Raw genomic sequence first — 16,034 nt, 5'->3', positions numbered from 1 at the left:
GGGTCTGTCATGGGTGATGGATAACCTCGCTGCCGCGGCTGAAGCCGGCCGACTGGATGCAGACAAATACATCGAGCAGATTTTTGCAGGCAAGGAAGATGTGCGCGCTTTCCGCCATGTCTTGCGAGAAGCTGGCGGCGACCGGTGGCTCACAGACCGTCACCATAATGCTCGTCGGAAGCGAGGCAATGCCGAATTCGACGTGACCACCTACGTCGGAATTACAGCGCTGTTTGACCCTGCCGAGTAACCTCGAGGGGTGCATTCAGGGTTGCCGGAAGGTGACCCTGCGCTTAAGCCATAGGAAAATAAACATCCTTCAGCAAACACCAATCACCTTAAGCGCTCGCACGCATCATTGCCAATTCCGGCACCCGACGCTGGACTCGCGCGAGTGGTTTACCCCTCTTGCCCCTGCGTCAAACCCTGTCGCGTAGCCGTTTTCGTGAGCGCAGCCTCATCTGGAGGGGTACAGGTTGCCGTTTCTGCGTTCCTTCTGCACAAAACCCCTTGTTTTAGGGCCTCACCCGTTGCGGATTCAAATGCGAATTGCTACGCTAGCGCCAGCCTGAGGATTTGGACCTTTGCGCATTGTCGGTGACTACGCAAAGGCGAGGACCCCGGGCCAACCTTTGACCAATGGCGAGGAATCTATGGCAACGAAAGCTGCAACAAAGCCGGCTCCGAAGAAGGTGACGACTCCGGTCGAGAAAAAGGCGAAGGCGCCGACGGTGAAGAAGGCGGCGACTCCTGCGACGAAGAAGACCGTCGCTGCCACGCCGCTGAAGCCCATCAAGGACTCGTTCACGAAGGCTTCGCTTGCTACCCATCTTGCCGAGCGCGCAGGTGTCGAGCCGAAAGCGGCGAAGGCTTTGATGGCCGCTCTGGAAGAAACGGTGCTCGCATCGGTCCACAAGAAGGGTGCGAAGGAGTTCACGCTGCCGGGTCTGCTGAAGGTTGTTGCTCAGGACGTGCCGGCAAAGAAAAAGCGCTTCGGCAAGGACCCGTTCACGGGTGAAGACAAGTGGTTTGCCGCGAAGCCCGCTTCGGTGCGTCTGAAAGTGCGCCCGCTGAAGAAGCTGAAGGACGCCGCAGTCTAAACCGGACCGCCGGAAAGGGAGCCCCTCGCGACGGAAGTCTGAGGGGCTTTTTTACTTTTTGTGCTTGGGGAGCACGGGCCTTGATGTAATCTGGCTACGCAAGGTGAGCTAGGCGATACTGCGGAGCGCCCGGCGTGCACTACGAGGAGCAACGCATGCAAGGACGGCCTCATTTCAATAACGATGGGAAGTCGGGCCCACCTAACGTCACGTCTGGTTTCTTCGCTGTCCTTCCTCGCCGCAACTTGGCTCGTCCAGTCTGGAAGCGTCGTTGGACCCCAGTAGAAAGGATTGTGCAGCCACCATCGAGCCACAATCGCCGGTATGCCTACACGATAGGCCGCACTCCAGGCGGCGTGGGACGCCTGCTAGTGCCCTCTCGCGTTATTATCAGGCGACCGCACAACGCGAGACGATATCCACATTCGTACCGTCGGCACCCCTGTACCCTTGCAGCGCACTAACCATGGACTCCACCTTCGCAGCCGACGTCAGCCTTTCCGCGGATGGAAATCTCGTCCTTTTCGTCATATCTGCCCGTAACCAGTCGGTGCAGTGTTCAATCAGCCGCGAGGCTCTCGAGCAACATTTCTGGTTGCCGGCCGGCGCGAATGACGCGCGCACATTGAAGGCATTCGCCGACGGGCGACAGCGCATTTCGGCCGCGGCTGAACGGCGGACGCTCAAGTCGGCTGGCGCATCGATTGCGCTGACCGCAGCGGACTTTGCAAGCAGATAGCCGGCTTCGCCGCACACCATCCGTGAAGTTGTGCAGTGACCGAACGCAGCTTAGTCTTGCAGACAGCGCATCCGAGGCATGGGGAAACAGGATGTGTTTGTTCCGGGAAACGACAATGAAAGAAAAGGCAGTATCGGCGGAAGCATCGGCCCTCGAGCGCGTGGTGAGCGCCGCGCGCGAAGTGCAGGCAGCATCGCAACGGCTGGAAGCGCACTACGCTCAGGCACCCGATGAACAGCCCTCGACTCTTGAGCTGGCACGGTTTGCCACGGCGATGCAGGAGCTAAAAGACGCGCGGGAAGCCTTCGACGTGTTAGTCGCCAAAAGAAGCGCACCATCGCCCTGAGCAATCTTGTATGGCTCGTCTAACATCGACTCGCTCCGCCTTATCGCTTCCACGAAGGACCTGATGATTTGAGCGCCTTCCCGGTTGGCGGCCAGCGCGACACCTTTCAGCCGCAAGTAGCCGGTAGCCAGTTACATATCAGTTTCGGGCCGGTTATCCCGCCGTCGTTCAGGCCGGGGCAGTGCAAGGTATTTTCGGAGTACACCCTGTGTAGCAGGCGGTTTGTCAGCCACGCGCCCTATAACAAAGCCCAAAGGTGCGGGATGCACCGGCGGGTTCACAAGCTCCGTCGATATCGCGATTTCGCCCCGATGAGCTGCGCTCCGTACCCCGGCTCGGCGCATTGCGCGTCATTTTCCAGATAGCGTCCGCACCAACCGTATTCGATGCCTCCCAGGGCGCGAGTGCGATGGCAGGGAGCGCGTATAACGCAAACCCTCGGGGAATCCATGAAGGTGGTCAAGGAGTGAATCATGAAATCACAGTTGATGGCCGTGCTTGCTGCTGGCGGACTGCTAGTCATGCCGGGGCTCGCCAACGCCCAGGACACGATGCCGGCGCCGCAGGCCCAGCAGCAGAACCCCGCTACTCCGGCCGCGTCCTCTGACATGAACTCGCAGTCGTATGGTGGAGTGCCCTCCACAAACACACAAAGCGGCAGACGCGCCGCGGAGAAGTGCAGGTTGGACCCGCAATGCAATATCTTCTTCGGTAGCTGAGCGAATTCTGCGCTGTGCATCGTCTCATCAAGTAGACCTGTAGGTGCTTCCGGTCGCCGGCTGCCTCGAGCACTATCAGTTATCGTGTCGGCGGGAAGCCCCCGAGGGTTGTCCCAATTTATAACAACGACGGCCCTAAGCAGACACGCTCCATTGATAACTTCTCGTACACTGCAAACAGCATTAACCTGTCGACGACGGGATTCGAACTATATGCATTCAACGCCTCGCTATCGACGCCAGGCTACGACCTGCAATTGTGTTCAAAAAACATTGGCACGCTGGGCGGATACATCGTGTTGAACGGGACAGCGACGGCCTGGGGCGACGCCACAAAATCAGTCAGTGCGACGCTCACCATCACGCTTCAACCCCACGTTGAGGGACCGTAGAGGTGAATGGGGAGGTGGTGACCGCTGTGCCAATCGCGGTCGATGACGATTAGCCTCGCTCGACGCGCAATTCAGGCTCTGCCGGCTCCTGCTCATCGACGCCTGCAACGCATATACAATTCCGGCCTTGCTGTTTGGCAGCATACAGTGCGCGGTCGGCGGCTCCGACGAGCATTGCAGGGTCGCTGTCTTGCCCGGCCTGCGTTGCAGCGACGCCCACGCTAATCGTGACGATGCCCGGACTGCTCGCCTCGTGTGGAATTCCAAGGCACTCCACCGCCCGCCGGATTCGCTCGGCCACAATCAGCGCACCCGCGCCGTCAGTATCCGGCAATATGAGGGCAAACTCTTCTCCACCATACCGGGCTACCGTATCAGTCGCACGCGAAGTGGCAGACGAAATTGCTGCCGCAACCGTGCGCAGGCATTCGTCACCTCGCTGGTGGCCAAACCAGTCGTTATAGCTCTTGTAGGCGTCCACGTCGGCCATGATGACCGCGAGATTCCCCCGCTTGTCGGCCCGCGACGTCTGTTGCCAGTGACGTCCCAGCTCGCGGTCGAAATGACGCCGGTTGAAGAGCCCCGTCAGCCCGTCGCGGAAAGCGAGCCCCTGCAACTCCGCGCGCTCGTCGGCGGCACGCTCGTCCGCCAGCTTTTGTTCCGTAATGTTGCGAATGGGGGCGGTCAGGGAGTCCGGATTGCCCGAGTACGGGTCGATGACGCAGCGCAGGTGCGTCTCCATCCAGACGGCACCACCGTTCCTGTGCAGGAGGCGACTGGCCTGGGAAGCTTCGGATTCGCCCGACGCCACTTTTTCGAGGGCCATCGCCAGGGCACCGCGGTCGTCGGACAGCGCCAGGTCGGGCAGGTACGCGCCCATCGCCTGGTCAACGGTGTGGCCCAGCAATGCGGTAATCCGCAGCGACACGTAGGTGAGCCGGCCGTCGAGCCCCAGGCTCATGACGATATCGCTCGCGTTTTCCGCGAGCACACGATATCGCCGTTCGCCATCGCGCAGCAGCCTGAAGAACCGGTTTCGCTGCGCCTGGGTGGCGCTGATGGGCAGGGCAATGCCGAGTGCGGCAACCAGAAAAGCTGCAGGCCGAAGATGCGGCCTTGCATGGTTTCGTAGGGAAAGACCCAGAGCGGCCCGGACCCGCGCATCGTGAACGACACGGCGATGCCGAGACACAGCAGCAGCCCGACCATAACGCCCGCGAGGTCCGCCTGAAACGCCAGCAGCACGATGGGCGGCAGCGCCCAGTACAGGAGCGGAAACCGGCATTGACCAAATACGCCTGCCGTGACAATGCAAACCAGCAGCAACAGGAAGGCGGTCTTCCGGAGTTGGCCAGCACGCAGGAGATGCGCGACCTCGCCGGTCCAGAACACCAGGGCGGCGGGCGTGAAGATGGCGAGGCTCAGCGCATCCGAAACATACCAGTTGGCCAGGCTGGGCAGCAGATGCCAGTTCAGCTGCCCGCGCAGCAGCGTCGTCGCGAGGACGCCGGACACGGCAGGCGCAAGCAGCACACCGCCCGTCACGAATCTCACAAGCGGTTTCAGTCGGACCAGCTCGGAGACAGTCGATACGCGCGGTGTAAAGGCGAACGCAATCAGGACCTCGACGATGTCGGCCGACGAGTACGAAGCCGATGCCCCGAGGCTTTCGCCCACATAGAGATTGGCCACCAGATTCCCGAGGACCCCGCCAGCGAAGACCCAGTATCGTTGCCGTCGCGGTGCGGCCATCAACTGTGACAGCAGCACCGCATTGGTCAGCCATATCGGCGTGATTTCGCCCGCCATCGTTTTCAGCTCGCCGCTGGCGAGGCAGGTCAGCGTCGTGACCATGAGCGCGAGCAACAGGTGCCAGACATCGGCGCGCCCTGCGGTGAGGTGCGAGGACAGCGAGGCTGCCCTCAACCTGGGCGAGCGGTGACCAGCCAGATTCTCCATTTTTCTCTCAGCTATCTGCTTATTTTCCTGTGCAACCTTCCGGCCGGTAGGGTCCCGCACAGCGGGCATGCTTCGAAGGCGCACCGGACAAGGCACCTTGCCGCCCTACGAGCTTGTTTATCGGCAGCGGGAGCGGGAGCGGAATCTTTATGGTGCAGCAACGGACGCGGCAAAATTTCTCTTGCACACGCCACGGCGGCGATAGACTGGAACCTTCCATCGCTCCCCGGAGTCCGGGCATGACCTCGCAAACCTGCAACCGCACCGACCTTGCGCCCGAGCAGTTGGAGATGGCGCTCGTCGCGTTCCTGAAGCGCCATCGCTTCGCCTCGGCCATCACCCTGGCCGCCGCGGCCGAACGTGTGCTGGGCCAGGCATTGCGGCATGCCGGCAAGCAGGCGGTCCTGGACTGGAAATTCGAGGCGACCGACCTCGTGCATACGCAGCTGCACGGCGAGCCGCTGGACCGCCAGGCCTTTCACGAAACGGAGAACCGGGTCAGCAACGCGCTGCGCCACTTCGATAAAGCCGATGCGCCCGACTTCGAAGCCGACCTCGAGGAGGCCGCGTGCTGGATGCTGGTGCGGGCCTGCGAGAATGTGCACCGGCTCGGGCTGACCGTGCAGGGCTTCGATGCGTTCAACGAGTGGTTCTGCGAGCACGTCGTCGGCGTCTGACCACGGGTACCCCGAAGAACAACAACTTCGGAACGTTCACTTCGCGACTACGCGGCAGACGTTTCCTGACGGAGCGCATGAATTATGAGGAAGCAGTTGACCGCCGCAGCAATCGCGACCTGCCTCGCGCTGGTAGCCGTCCGGGCCCAGGCTGGAACTGTCGATGTCGACTACAGGAATGCGACCTTCCGCATCGACAACGAAGACGTGAAGTTGTCGAATGGCAAGCGAGCGGTACCGGCCGCGCCTGGCTCGGTGACGCAGCACGTGACGCGTGTGTTCGGCAAGCCCGTCGGTGGCCGGCTTGACTCGAAGCCTGCTGCCGCGATATTCCTTGCGGACGAACCAGGCGGTAGCGGCATTTTCAATTACGTAGCGGTGGCATTCAGTGACTGCAATAAGACCAACGCTGTCTTCCTTGGCGACCGCATCATGCCGCGGTCGATTGGGTTCCATGGCCGCTCCATCGTCGTCACCTATCTAGACCGAAAACCGGACGAACCCATGGCTGTCATACCCAAGGTGACGAAGAACATGACGCTTGGCTTTGATTCCAAGACCTGCCAGCTCGCCAAATAACAACACGGGACCTGGCGGACCCAACCGGGCACCGCCCTGACAGAGCACGCATCCGGGCAGACCGGCAAGGAGCAGAAAAGTGACAACCGACGGGCGGGTCCTGTGCGTCTACCGCTGCACGGCCTGCGGCCATGCCGGTGAGGTCCATCTGGCGGATGATGCGCACGACGGTGAGCGGGCGCACTGCGACTCGTGCGACGCGCCGGTCACGCTCGAGTGGGATGGCGGCGTGCGACTGGTGCCTAATTTTTTCACTACGCTCGCTGCCTTAGCTGTAGCTTTCAGGCGCCAACCTTCCTTGGCGCTTATGGGATAGCTGGAGCAGAGCACATGAGCATTGTCCGCAAATTGCGCGCGACCGGTACCGCGTTCCTCCTGTCGGCGCTCTGCGCAGCCTGCGCGACTCCACACCCACCACCCGGCGCCCGGCTTTCCACGCGGGAATATTTCGGCACGGCGCAGGGCCATGACGTCACCGACAGGGTCGAGTTCTTCGGGGTGGGCTTCACGGCCAGCAAGCCGGTGGTGCTCCGCGTCGACCAGCTTCCGGGCGACACGCAGGACATTGCCTTCACCATCCCGGGCACGCCGCCGGCTGACCCGTACGGCTTCCTCGATTTCAACTACGCGCCACCGTGTCTCTATCGCCGCGGCGACCGGCCGACGGTCGAACGGCCAATCCGCGTGCGCGCGACCGATGCGGCCGGCTGGACCGTGTATTCCGGCACGCTGACTGCGCAGAGTTTCGCGTGCGATGCGCCGCCACCGGACGCCGTGCAGCGACTGAAGCGGACAGGGAACTGAGAGCCGAAACCCAGCTGCCGGGTTTCAGTTCTGGATGTCGGTCTCGCGTCCTTCGCTGATGTCCCGGGTAGCGGTCCAGTATGGTTCGCGGTTGTAATAGGTATGGACCGTGGCGCCCCATTTTTCGTCCGCCATCGAAGGCCAATGGTCCTTGTCGAACCCCGGCTCATCCTTGAGCCGCTGGGCCGGGATGTCCACGACGAAACACCGGTCAATTGCATCCAGTGTCAGTGCGCTCCACGGGATGGCGTGCAGCGTATCCCCGATGCCGAGGAATCCCCCGGTGGAGAGGACGGCATAGGCAATCCGTCCGCTTCGCACGTCCAGCACGATGTCGGCTATCTTGCCCACGTGTTCGCCGTCGGATGACACGACCCTGTCGCCATTGAGCGTGGTCGCTGCCATCACCGCCGGTCCGGGCCCCCGCCGGCGGTGCTGCCAACGATTTTCGCGCCGGTGCCGGACGGGTGCAGTTGCGGGTCGGATGTAGTCATCATGTGCTCCTGAGGTTGAAACACCGAGACGCGCAACCCCCGCGCCTGGCTCATTACAAACCTTTCTTCCATGATAACGGCTCTATCACAGAAGAATTTTTAGGAAACTGCTCCTCTGTTTGCTTCGCCTACGTCACGTCCATCACGGCCCCGATGAACTGCTTATTGTTCGGCTGGTCGTTGGTTGCATGTGCAACCACACGGAGGGTGCTTGATGGGGATGCGTCCAAGCTCAGGACAACTTCACGATGGAACGTGGGCAGCTCGACCGGCAACAACTGCAGGTCGCCAGCACACATGCGCTCGAACGCCTGCCAAGCGGTTGCCCCCTGTTCGACCGACAGTAGACGGTCCGTTGGTTGATGTAAAGGCCCGCCGTACCCATTACTAGAAAGCAGGGGTATGCGGCAGGCCCATACATCAACAGTGCTATCGCACTTGCAACTGCCAATTGAGGCTTCCTGGCGTTCTCCTGAAGAAGTCAAGTATCTCTGCCTTCGGGGTCGAAAATATCGGAGGTCTCGTTATCATGGACTTCTCCGGAACCGTAACATCGTGTGCAGAGCAGCCACCGCTCTCCGCCGCATTTTGGGCACGTGATGGTGTTGGACGTGCGAGACATGTCTGAAACAGTCTCGATTTCGGTTATCTGCACCCTTCCCGTCCCGCCACATTTTTCGCACTTGATTTTTCCTTGGCCACCACATTGCTGACAGGTAGTCATGACCTCCCCTCCTGGTGGTTAGGTGTACATGACCATACTACGCCGAGCGCCTGAGAACACGAAGCCAGATGCTGGCCTCCACGAACTCGCGCAGTTCCTTGCCGGGCGACGAGAACTTGTGGGCGTGGTACTCGGCCAATTGTGCTTTTTTGAGAACACGTGACGCACCTACGCGGCGGTCAGCGCCACGTCGAGCATTTGTAGCACCTCGGCTCGCGCGGATTGCCCTTAAATACGCCCTCCCGATATCCGTACGCTCGGGGGACTGATAGGGGACAAATCTACATCACCGAATAGTGTCGAAGACTGGGCTCAATTCCTCGCAGAACCTGTAAGGCACTGGCGCACCGGCCACTCGGCCCGAAACCTCGCCCATTGCTGGCAAGATGCCGATCGCTTTCCGTTAGAGGTCGCCGAGGTCCTAGCGACGACCGAGGTGTGTCGCGAAAAATATAAGTTCGTTTAGCTAGAAATGTCTTTAAGTTCTTTCTTCGAAAAAGAAGTCCCTTTGACATCCAACCCATTGACTGGATGGCAGTCTTTTTCCATCGCGGATGACGGTCCTAGGGCCCGCGTAAAAGGAGTTTTTTTCGATAGGGTCTTCTGGGAAGTCACGATACGCCGGAGCGGAAAGCATGCGTTCGTTCACAGCAGAGTTCGTCCTAGACGGCAGTGAAGACCACGGCACCATGATTTCCAACTTCGGTGAACGTTCGAAGGAAGGATTCGTCTGTCCATTAATGTTCAGCTGGTTCAAACGTGGCTGCGTCCCACCTGAAAATTTGGTAGCCGCGCCATGCCGTTTCCATCGGCCGTGGCGCGGTTATCACCGTACAGAGTTCGCGCGGTCAAATATCGGTGTCTATTCCCGGGTCGAGGTCCCGCGTCGCCGACCAATAGGGAGAACGGTTGTAATACTGATGTACCTGAGCCCCCCACGTTGTATCTGCCATTGCAGGCCAATGGTCCTTGTCAACACCAGGGTCATCCTTGAGCTGTTGCGCGGTGATGTCCACGCGGAAGCATTTCGCATCGGTATCGAGTGTCAATGCGCTCCACGGCATAGCGTGCAGCGTCGTGCCCATTCCAAGAAATCCGCCTTCAGACAGCACCGCGTATGCAATCCTGCCAGCGCGAACGTCGAGCATGATGTCCGAGATTTTTCCGACGTCTTCGCCATCGGAAGTCACCACCTTGGTTCCATCGAGGGTGTCCGCAGCCATGACGTCCGGGCCCGGGCCATCGCCTACTCCCGTGCCGACGATGCGGGCCCCGGCGGCAGACGGGCTTCCTTGCGGGTTGAGTGCGTTCATGAATCCTCCTGTACAAAATAGGGATGAACTCAGGTGCGCAAGCGCTATGCCCAGGTGAGGCCGCGGAAAGACGTCGTTTGGTAGGGGCAGAGGCAACCCAACGACCAACTGCACCTCGCGGCCCCCCCTGCAAAGAGCCACTGCTACACTTTTTCGATGGGAAATGTTCCTCGGGTCCAAAACGTAAGGCGAGCAGCGCGTGCAGGGTTCCTGGGCATGCCTGTTGCAACTGATGGAGATTCGCCCGAGTATTGAGAGGCGCAAGCAAGGAGGCAGCATGGCAGACACTTTCAAACCCGGCGAAATCGTCAAGGTGTCGGGCATCTATTCGGTCATTCTTGAAGGTGGCGACAACGAGGGGCGGACATTCGATGCCACATGCGTTGAGGGTGACCGCTTCCTGCCAACGCGTACTGGCGCCGGTGTTCACTACGAGCTGAAGTACGGAGCGCCCTACTCACACCGGCACCCTGAGTTGAATCCGGGAAGGTAACAGACACCGGCAAGCCGTATCGTGGCGGCGTTCTGAGTGACATCGGACCGCCGGACATGGGACGGGTATCAACTGGTCCCGGCATTCCACCAACCGGAGCGCCTTGCCGCGACGACCTTTGGGGCGACTACCGGTCATGCCGATGAAGCGGGCAGGAAGGCAGCCCTCGAGACCCGCTTCGATGTCCATATGCCCAAGCCCGCCGATGCGAGCAAGCTCGAGCAGATTCTGATTGAGCGAAGAGCGACAATTAGACATCCATAATGAGAAGGGAATCGCAGACGGTTCGTGTTCGCGTGGTGCGACTCCACGCCGCAGGGCCGCAGTAACTCACTTCATCTGGATTGACTGGCGGTTCTAGGTGTCGCCGGTACAATCGAAGGACATATCGCTTGGACCTCGAACATGACCGCCCTCCCGGACGTACAAGACGATTTTTTGTGGATGCTCGTAAACGACAAGACCGCGGTAAACGTGTTCCTCGTAAACGGCATCAGACTGAAAGGTCAACTGGCCGCCTTTGACCAATTTGCAGTTCTGCTGGAGTCTGGTCCAGGTGTGCAACTTGTTTTCAAACATGCCATTTCGACCGTGGCGCCGGTCAATGGCAGGGGCCAGGCACGTGAGCCGACCGAGGTGCCAGTGAGTGGTGACAAGTCGAACCATGTGCGGGGCCGTGTCCGATGAGTACTGCCATGACATGCTGTGGGTACGCGACAGCGAGTGCGCTGCGGTGTCAGATGAGCTGCATGTTTGGCCGCCTGCTTACCCGCGGGCCTTGCTTCACGTCAAAGCTGACCTTCTGGTTTTCCCGCAGCGATTTGAAGTCTTGTGCCTGAACCTCGAAGAAGTGCGCAAACAGCTCCTCGCCATCATCATACGACGTGATGAGCCCAAAACCCTTCGCATCGCTGCGGAGCGGTAAGCTCTCACGGTTGTTCGAGCGCGTTTTCAATCAGCCGTTGAGGAAGCTAAACCCGGCCATCAGGGCCTCTGCTTCAGTGGCGAAAGGTCGTTCGCCTACGTTAGGCAGGAGAGCCGGAGGCAGTTCCCACCCAGACGGCGGATGACGCACGCCAACCTTTACCAGGAAACCTCCCGACGCGACAACCGAGTCCGCGACGATAACGGCCGGCAGCAGCTCGACTTCAACAGTCGCCACGAAGCCCCGATACTGATACGTGCGTTGCATTACCTGCCTACTGTTAGGTTTTGGTCACGCAGGTATGGCTGCCAGATGGTCGCTCGACAGACCGAATCGGAGTGAACGGCGGATTCGGCAACGTTGTGCCGTCAATGTGAGCTTTAGCATATGCAGCGGCATACTGGAGCGCGGAATTCTCCGAGACGAAATAGGCGAGGATTCCGAATGCGCTGCACTTTCCGGTGGGGCGCGTGACAAATACGCTTGCCGCATAGCCTAGCTTCGAGATTGATACAAAAGGCGCAATTACGTGCTGTTATAACTGAATGGCTGGGACTCCATGGTGCTAAAGCCTTCCGGTAGACGTTGCACTCTGTAACGTCGCGGCATTTCCATACGTTCGCAAACGCACGCCCGCGGGCAATTCCCACCGTCCGCGGAACGCATCCACTTTGCTCGGAGCAGGTCGTGCCGCCCGTCGAAAGCGCCTATTGCTGGTAGCAGATTCATCGTGTGAAAAGTTGGTGGCTCAATTGGTGAAATGCCGGTGTTGCAATAACCAGATGCCCATTGGGCCAGTTTAATTTGCAACGCCAGCCCGCGAGACCCAGGGGCGAATCGCCTGTAGAGCTCACCGTAATCGTTCCTTGGTCTCCGTAAGCGATTCGCTTTGACATGTTCTACCCCCGGTTCTTGCTACGGGAAAGGCCATGGTACTTTTGCTTGGAAACTAACTTGCGTTTCCGACGTGCGCGCCGGACGAAGCTTCTCTCCGCCACACCGTCCGGCGGCGTTCAAACAGCTTCAGCCGTTGCAGCCTACCCGTCATTAACGGGGTTGCTTGCTGCGCGGAGGGACAACGCGCTTCCGGCCAGACATGGATATCGCTGACGTGCCGGGCGTCAGCTCTGGCAGGCGACCATGCTTTATGAAATCGCGAAGCAGCCTGACTGCCTCCGGCTTGCCCCGCTGCTCCAGTCTCCCGAGAAGTGCATACGCAAATGCCTGCAGGTCCTCGCGTCCATGGCCTGTCTCGAACTGGAGAAGCGTTTCGCTGACCGCCGCGTGAATGCTTTGCTCGTACAGCATGCTCGCAATATGCGACGACCCTCGCGCCAGTTCCATCTCGCAACCGTCCAGGCGCTGGACGTCATCAGAAGACCGTTTAGGTTTAGCTGCCTTCACATCCATACCCCGGTTTTGCGGCAACGCCTGTCGCGTCGACTTATCAACGCCGGCGAACGCGTCGTCGCGCGCCAGTCAGACCCTGGCATACAGGAATGAAACGGACGAACGGCACACCGACCCGATGCACCGCCATCGTCATGAGATGTGGACTAGGCGTCCCGGGTCTGCCCTGTACAAAGCCAGTGAACGTCGACGTTGAGCTCGGCGGCAAGACGCGTACAGGCGTTCAGCGGCGGCACGGTGATTCCATGTCGCCAGTAGTCCACGTGGTATTTGCTGACACCCAGCGCCGTCGCTGCGCGCGCCGAACTCAGGCCGGCCCGTTTGAACGCCCTGTCAAGGCGGGCCGCCAATGCCCGTCTGAGACGGTCGTTCTCCATGCTACGTTCGAGGTGACCGCTCGCGGTATCCTGGTTCATCATTTTTGATATCTCTCAGTATATTTTTTAATCGCCGCCCGACGATTCGCAGCCTGGAGTCAGGCTACTTTTGCTCATGACGGTCTTGCGACTTGGCATCGCGACAGCCTGTCAGGTTCGTGACCAATGCGACGAGCGGTTGAGTGTTCCTGACGAAGGACACAAGGGAGGGGCTCATCGTTAATGGACCGGCTGGTCGCCGCCACGTCGAGCCTTCTTCCCCTTCAGAAAATCTAGACTACGCAATACCGAATCTCTATGGCCATCTTTTTGGATGGCTTATTGCGGCTGTATATTGGCCGCCTGATTGCCCTTCGGGCCTTGCTTCACGTCAAAGCTGACCTTCTGGTTTTCCTGCAGCGATTTGAACCCTTTTGCCTGAATCTCGGAGAAGTGCGCAAACAGGTCCTCGCCACCGTCGTCCGGCGCGATAAATCCAATGCCTTTCCCATCGTTAAACCACTCACGGTACCGGTTGGCATGTGGCTGCTCTTCTCTCAAACTGATTGCTCGCAAAACGCGACGATTGTCCGTTGCGCGTTCAACGTTTATAACGGATGGTATCGCCGGGAGCCCCAGGGTTTTCCGACAGTTCGCGCCGTACCCGGTCAGGCATCCATCGTGATTATCCGGACAGTACTGCCCCAAAATACAAAAAGATGTCGTATGGAATCCTAGTCATATCGATATCCCGAAAAGTAGCTGACTACCCTGCGGCGGCGAGGAATTCGTCGTCCTGTTGGTGGCCTGCGGATATGACGGGGCTAGGCTGCCAGAAGACAGCTCGCATTGCTGCTGCGCCGCGCGTCTTCGAGGACCCGCATGAGCATTTCCAAGGAAAAAGGCTTCTGCAGGCACACATCGAAGAGTCGGGCAAACTCTTCATTGCTATCGCTGTCACCCGTCATGGAGGCAACAAAGGGCCGGGGGAAGACTGGCCTGTCCAGCAGCGACAGCGCGACGGCACTGCCGTTGATGCCGGGGAGGTTTTCGTCCAGGAAAACGAGTTCGAAAGCGCCGGCATGGAGCAGTTCCAGCGCAGTCTCCCCATCGTGCGCCATAACGGCGCGGTGACCAATGCAGTCCAGCAGAAAAGCCAGACTGTCCGCGACGAATTCATTATCGTCGACGACGAGCACATTCATTCAATATCCTTATTACGGGAAGTTCACGGCGCTGCCAGAATTCTTCTTATGTAATACGATATTATTAAATGGCGCTGCCTCTAAGTTAGTTTTACAGATTAATACGTAAGTATAACCACGGACCTGTTCAGCAGGCATTTAAATACGCCCCGTACGACGCGAGGGACTAGGTCGACAATCCAACAAGGACACAATCGCAGCAGCGCAGCCCAAGGGCTCCGGGGCTTCGCTTCAATCGCGCGTTTTCGACATGCGCACGATGCGCGTGCCATCCTCGTTTGAGTCGGAAAGGACCAACCCGGATGTCTTCGCGTACGACACACGTCGCCGGCGAGGCAGGTGTCGTCTCGCTGTTTCGAGTGGCGTCGAAACGGGAAACTGTTCCTAAAGTGGCGACATACTGCTGAACCCACGTTAACGCACGCAGCCGTTGCAGAGTCGCACCGTTCATCGGTGATGCGGGCACACCGTGCGACAGTGTGCCCGGCTTCGAAGTTGCGGCGGGACCTGCTCAATGTTGAAATACTGGTCGCCTTTAGCGAAACCGCGAGGCGCGATAAAAAACGATAAATAGAGAACGCTCAGCACGGCGAGCAAAATAACCGCGCCAAAACAGCGCCATGATAAGCGAGCCGATTATCCCGCCTCGGAGGTGCAAGCCGAGTGCCCCGCACCCCCGATGCTGCCAAAACCGTCGCGCAATCCACTTACGATGTACGTCTACGCGGAGCCGGACCGCGACGCCGTTTGCGCTATCCAAGTCTCCCGGGAACGCCTGTTGCGTCATTATTGCGCGGGCGAAGCTTCGGATTTCTTAGTTGTTGAGACCGCGCTTGAACAGCCTTCAACCTGGGAGACGCAATCATGCAGATTCTTGCCACTCAAACCGGCCTGCCTCGCGTGTCATGGGGTGCCATTTTCGCCGGCGTAATCCTGTCACTCATTGTCTATCTGGTCCTTAGCGTGCTCGGGACTGCTATCGGCGCAACACTCCTGTCTCCGCTGTCGCAGCCTGACCCGATGCGCGCATTCGGCTTTGGCTCAGGCGTCTGGATGATTGTGACTACGGTCGTTGCCGTCTTTACCGGCTCCTATCTGGCTGGCCGATGTGCGCCTGTTCTCGGATGGTTGCATGGTCTGCTCGCGTGGGCAGTCATGATTCTTTTCGTCGTATACGGCATGGCGTCCCTCCTCGGAGGTGCGGTCAGCGTTGCCGGCAGCGTCGCCACGGCGGGCGCGACTGTGGGCGCCGCGCAGAGCCAAGCGCCCGCCGGCAACCCGGTGGTCGACTCGGTCAAACAACAGGTTCAGAGCGTCGTCGCGTCCGCAGCCTCGATAGCGTCGAGCCCGCAAGCCGAGCAGAACGTACGCCAGGCGGCAGACACCGCTGCCCGTGCCGTCGCTCGCGCGACGTGGTTTTCGTTTGCCGCGCTTGTCGTGGGCGCAATCATCGCTCTGGGGTCCGGCAGTCTCGGCTTTCGCCATCAACCCCTTTACGAGGAAGGAGGCGGCTCGGCGAACGACGACGCAGTACGCGCCGCACGCGGAAGTGGGGGCACACGTACTAACAGTCCTGCCCGTTGACGCCTGACGGCTGGCGTTCGGTTTTGCGCGAGGAACATGCTTCTGTTGAGCGTCGCCCGGTCGACCGTCCGGCGCCCCCGCCGACCCGAAGAAGGTTGTGTCGAAGTCCGCGAGACCAGCGAGCGGCCAGTCGTTTCGAAAACTTCGCGAGTGGTCCAGGAGGCCGAGCGACAACATGCGTAGCTGTTCGTGAATAATCTACTGGAGAGATTGCA

20 protein-coding genes and 2 pseudogenes are annotated in these 16,034 nt (G+C 59.7%); 12 read left to right on the top strand and 10 right to left on the bottom strand.

The annotated features are described in order from the left end of the window. The 5 genes from PQR42_RS42660 to PQR42_RS42640 all read left to right on the top strand — a co-directional run. A partial coding sequence (locus tag PQR42_RS42660; RefSeq protein WP_408495644.1) for a hypothetical protein occupies nucleotides 1-250 on the top strand: 250 nt, incomplete at its 5' end. Nucleotides 251-653: 403 nt separating this feature from the next. After that, on the top strand, nucleotides 654-1,100 hold the full coding sequence (locus tag PQR42_RS42655) for an HU family DNA-binding protein (RefSeq protein ID WP_408495642.1): 447 nt from the start codon (nucleotides 654-656) through the stop codon (nucleotides 1,098-1,100). A 466-nt stretch (nucleotides 1,101-1,566) separates the two neighbouring features. Then, complete coding sequence (locus PQR42_RS42650; RefSeq protein WP_408495640.1) at nucleotides 1,567-1,839, top strand: DUF1488 family protein; 273 nt, start codon at nucleotides 1,567-1,569, stop codon at nucleotides 1,837-1,839. 115 nt (nucleotides 1,840-1,954) lie between these two features. Then, nucleotides 1,955-2,185 carry a hypothetical protein gene (locus PQR42_RS42645; protein WP_408495638.1) on the top strand — a complete coding sequence of 77 codons (231 nt, stop codon included), beginning with the start codon at nucleotides 1,955-1,957 and terminating at the stop codon, nucleotides 2,183-2,185. A gap of 473 nt (nucleotides 2,186-2,658) precedes the next feature. Continuing rightward, complete coding sequence (locus PQR42_RS42640) at nucleotides 2,659-2,904, top strand: hypothetical protein (protein WP_408495636.1); 246 nt, start codon at nucleotides 2,659-2,661, stop codon at nucleotides 2,902-2,904. Between the two features lie 441 nt (nucleotides 2,905-3,345). Here PQR42_RS42640 and PQR42_RS42635 read toward each other — a convergent pair whose 3' ends face one another. Both PQR42_RS42635 and PQR42_RS42630 read right to left on the bottom strand, forming a co-directional pair. Continuing rightward, nucleotides 3,346-4,287, bottom strand: coding sequence for a diguanylate cyclase (locus PQR42_RS42635; RefSeq protein WP_408495634.1), 942 nt, complete (start codon nucleotides 4,285-4,287; stop codon nucleotides 3,346-3,348). Then, a complete protein-coding gene (locus PQR42_RS42630) occupies nucleotides 4,254-5,255 on the bottom strand; it encodes an MASE1 domain-containing protein (RefSeq protein ID WP_408495632.1) in 1,002 nt (333 codons plus the stop codon). Before PQR42_RS42630 ends, PQR42_RS42635 begins: the two co-directional genes overlap by 34 nt. A gap of 239 nt (nucleotides 5,256-5,494) precedes the next feature. Between PQR42_RS42630 and PQR42_RS42625 the strand changes: the two genes are divergently transcribed. The 3 genes from PQR42_RS42625 (at nucleotide 5,495) to PQR42_RS42615 (ending at nucleotide 7,315) form a co-directional block, all read left to right on the top strand. Further along, entirely contained in the window at nucleotides 5,495-5,932 is a 438-nt protein-coding gene (locus PQR42_RS42625; RefSeq protein ID WP_408450478.1) for a hypothetical protein, read from the top strand. A gap of 84 nt (nucleotides 5,933-6,016) precedes the next feature. Next, complete coding sequence (locus PQR42_RS42620) at nucleotides 6,017-6,511, top strand: hypothetical protein (protein ID WP_408450480.1); 495 nt, start codon at nucleotides 6,017-6,019, stop codon at nucleotides 6,509-6,511. A gap of 330 nt (nucleotides 6,512-6,841) precedes the next feature. Further along, nucleotides 6,842-7,315 (top strand): hypothetical protein, encoded by a 474-nt coding sequence (locus PQR42_RS42615; protein ID WP_408450482.1) that lies wholly within the window; start codon nucleotides 6,842-6,844, stop codon nucleotides 7,313-7,315. 24 nt (nucleotides 7,316-7,339) lie between these two features. On the opposite strand, the pseudogene PQR42_RS42610 reads toward PQR42_RS42615, so the two are convergent. Then, a pseudogene (locus tag PQR42_RS42610) lies at nucleotides 7,340-7,809 on the bottom strand (PRC-barrel domain-containing protein). A gap of 481 nt (nucleotides 7,810-8,290) precedes the next feature. Further along, nucleotides 8,291-8,533: a hypothetical protein gene (locus PQR42_RS45845; protein WP_494478190.1), complete on the bottom strand. Its 243-nt coding sequence runs from the start codon at nucleotides 8,531-8,533 to the stop codon at nucleotides 8,291-8,293. A 232-nt stretch (nucleotides 8,534-8,765) separates the two neighbouring features. On the opposite strand from PQR42_RS45845, the gene PQR42_RS42605 reads away from it, so the two are divergent. After that, entirely contained in the window at nucleotides 8,766-8,999 is a 234-nt protein-coding gene (locus PQR42_RS42605; protein ID WP_408495646.1) for a DUF6946 family protein, read from the top strand. Between the two features lie 382 nt (nucleotides 9,000-9,381). Here the strand turns inward: PQR42_RS42605 and PQR42_RS42600 are convergent, their stop codons facing one another. Further along, nucleotides 9,382-9,846, bottom strand: a complete 465-nt coding sequence (locus PQR42_RS42600) for a PRC-barrel domain-containing protein (protein WP_408450195.1) — start codon at nucleotides 9,844-9,846, stop codon at nucleotides 9,382-9,384. Nucleotides 9,847-10,123: 277 nt separating this feature from the next. On the opposite strand from PQR42_RS42600, the gene PQR42_RS42595 reads away from it, so the two are divergent. Next, on the top strand, nucleotides 10,124-10,339 hold the full coding sequence (locus tag PQR42_RS42595; RefSeq protein WP_408450196.1) for a hypothetical protein: 216 nt from the start codon (nucleotides 10,124-10,126) through the stop codon (nucleotides 10,337-10,339). Nucleotides 10,340-10,744: 405 nt separating this feature from the next. After that, on the top strand, nucleotides 10,745-11,026 hold the full coding sequence (gene hfq, locus PQR42_RS42590) for an RNA chaperone Hfq (protein ID WP_408495630.1): 282 nt from the start codon (nucleotides 10,745-10,747) through the stop codon (nucleotides 11,024-11,026). Nucleotides 11,027-11,075: 49 nt separating this feature from the next. Here the strand turns inward: hfq and PQR42_RS42585 are convergent, their stop codons facing one another. The 5 genes and pseudogenes from PQR42_RS42585 to PQR42_RS42565 all read right to left on the bottom strand — a co-directional run bounded on the left by PQR42_RS42585 (nucleotide 11,076) and on the right by PQR42_RS42565 (nucleotide 14,235). Next, the gene (locus PQR42_RS42585; protein ID WP_408450198.1) at nucleotides 11,076-11,294 is read right to left on the bottom strand and encodes a cold-shock protein; all 219 of its coding nucleotides are present in this window, start codon (nucleotides 11,292-11,294) and stop codon (nucleotides 11,076-11,078) included. Between the two features lie 1,017 nt (nucleotides 11,295-12,311). Beyond that, nucleotides 12,312-12,674, bottom strand: a complete 363-nt coding sequence (locus PQR42_RS42580) for a hypothetical protein (RefSeq protein ID WP_408495628.1) — start codon at nucleotides 12,672-12,674, stop codon at nucleotides 12,312-12,314. 146 nt (nucleotides 12,675-12,820) lie between these two features. After that, complete coding sequence (locus PQR42_RS42575; RefSeq protein ID WP_408495626.1) at nucleotides 12,821-13,093, bottom strand: helix-turn-helix domain-containing protein; 273 nt, start codon at nucleotides 13,091-13,093, stop codon at nucleotides 12,821-12,823. 276 nt (nucleotides 13,094-13,369) lie between these two features. Beyond that, nucleotides 13,370-13,572, bottom strand: a pseudogene (locus PQR42_RS42570) (cold-shock protein). A gap of 282 nt (nucleotides 13,573-13,854) precedes the next feature. Then, on the bottom strand, nucleotides 13,855-14,235 hold the full coding sequence (locus PQR42_RS42565) for a response regulator (RefSeq protein ID WP_408495624.1): 381 nt from the start codon (nucleotides 14,233-14,235) through the stop codon (nucleotides 13,855-13,857). 864 nt (nucleotides 14,236-15,099) lie between these two features. Between PQR42_RS42565 and PQR42_RS42560 the strand changes: the two genes are divergently transcribed. Continuing rightward, nucleotides 15,100-15,819, top strand: a complete 720-nt coding sequence (locus PQR42_RS42560) for a YrzE family protein (RefSeq protein ID WP_408495622.1) — start codon at nucleotides 15,100-15,102, stop codon at nucleotides 15,817-15,819. Nucleotides 15,820-16,034 lie beyond the last annotated feature (215 nt).

The sequence above is a fragment of the Paraburkholderia sediminicola genome (assembly GCF_046027355.1).
GTDB classification, from domain to species: Bacteria; Pseudomonadota; Gammaproteobacteria; order Burkholderiales; family Burkholderiaceae; genus Paraburkholderia; species Paraburkholderia sediminicola_B.
Note: the sequence above shows the minus strand (reverse complement) of the source record. Positions and strands in the feature narration are given on the sequence as shown.

Excerpts from the sequence above, each read along its gene's own strand:
- PQR42_RS45845 (WP_494478190.1), bottom strand. The coding sequence starts at position 8,533 with ATGACTACCTGTCAGCAATGTGGTGGCCAAGGAAAAATCAAGTGCGAA.
- PQR42_RS42575 (WP_408495626.1), bottom strand. The coding sequence starts at position 13,093 with ATGATGAACCAGGATACCGCGAGCGGTCACCTCGAACGTAGCATGGAG.
- PQR42_RS42580 (WP_408495628.1), bottom strand. The coding sequence starts at position 12,674 with ATGGATGTGAAGGCAGCTAAACCTAAACGGTCTTCTGATGACGTCCAG.
- PQR42_RS42630 (WP_408495632.1), bottom strand. The coding sequence starts at position 5,255 with ATGGAGAATCTGGCTGGTCACCGCTCGCCCAGGTTGAGGGCAGCCTCG.
- PQR42_RS42625 (WP_408450478.1), top strand. The coding sequence starts at position 5,495 with ATGACCTCGCAAACCTGCAACCGCACCGACCTTGCGCCCGAGCAGTTG.
- PQR42_RS42645 (WP_408495638.1), top strand. The coding sequence starts at position 1,955 with ATGAAAGAAAAGGCAGTATCGGCGGAAGCATCGGCCCTCGAGCGCGTG.
- PQR42_RS42565 (WP_408495624.1), bottom strand. The coding sequence starts at position 14,235 with ATGAATGTGCTCGTCGTCGACGATAATGAATTCGTCGCGGACAGTCTG.
- PQR42_RS42560 (WP_408495622.1), top strand. The coding sequence starts at position 15,100 with ATGCAGATTCTTGCCACTCAAACCGGCCTGCCTCGCGTGTCATGGGGT.
- PQR42_RS42615 (WP_408450482.1), top strand. The coding sequence starts at position 6,842 with ATGAGCATTGTCCGCAAATTGCGCGCGACCGGTACCGCGTTCCTCCTG.
- PQR42_RS42600 (WP_408450195.1), bottom strand. The coding sequence starts at position 9,846 with ATGAACGCACTCAACCCGCAAGGAAGCCCGTCTGCCGCCGGGGCCCGC.
- PQR42_RS42595 (WP_408450196.1), top strand. The coding sequence starts at position 10,124 with ATGGCAGACACTTTCAAACCCGGCGAAATCGTCAAGGTGTCGGGCATC.
- PQR42_RS42620 (WP_408450480.1), top strand. The coding sequence starts at position 6,017 with ATGAGGAAGCAGTTGACCGCCGCAGCAATCGCGACCTGCCTCGCGCTG.
- PQR42_RS42640 (WP_408495636.1), top strand. The coding sequence starts at position 2,659 with ATGAAATCACAGTTGATGGCCGTGCTTGCTGCTGGCGGACTGCTAGTC.
- PQR42_RS42650 (WP_408495640.1), top strand. The coding sequence starts at position 1,567 with ATGGACTCCACCTTCGCAGCCGACGTCAGCCTTTCCGCGGATGGAAAT.
- hfq (WP_408495630.1), top strand. The coding sequence starts at position 10,745 with ATGACCGCCCTCCCGGACGTACAAGACGATTTTTTGTGGATGCTCGTA.
- PQR42_RS42655 (WP_408495642.1), top strand. The coding sequence starts at position 654 with ATGGCAACGAAAGCTGCAACAAAGCCGGCTCCGAAGAAGGTGACGACT.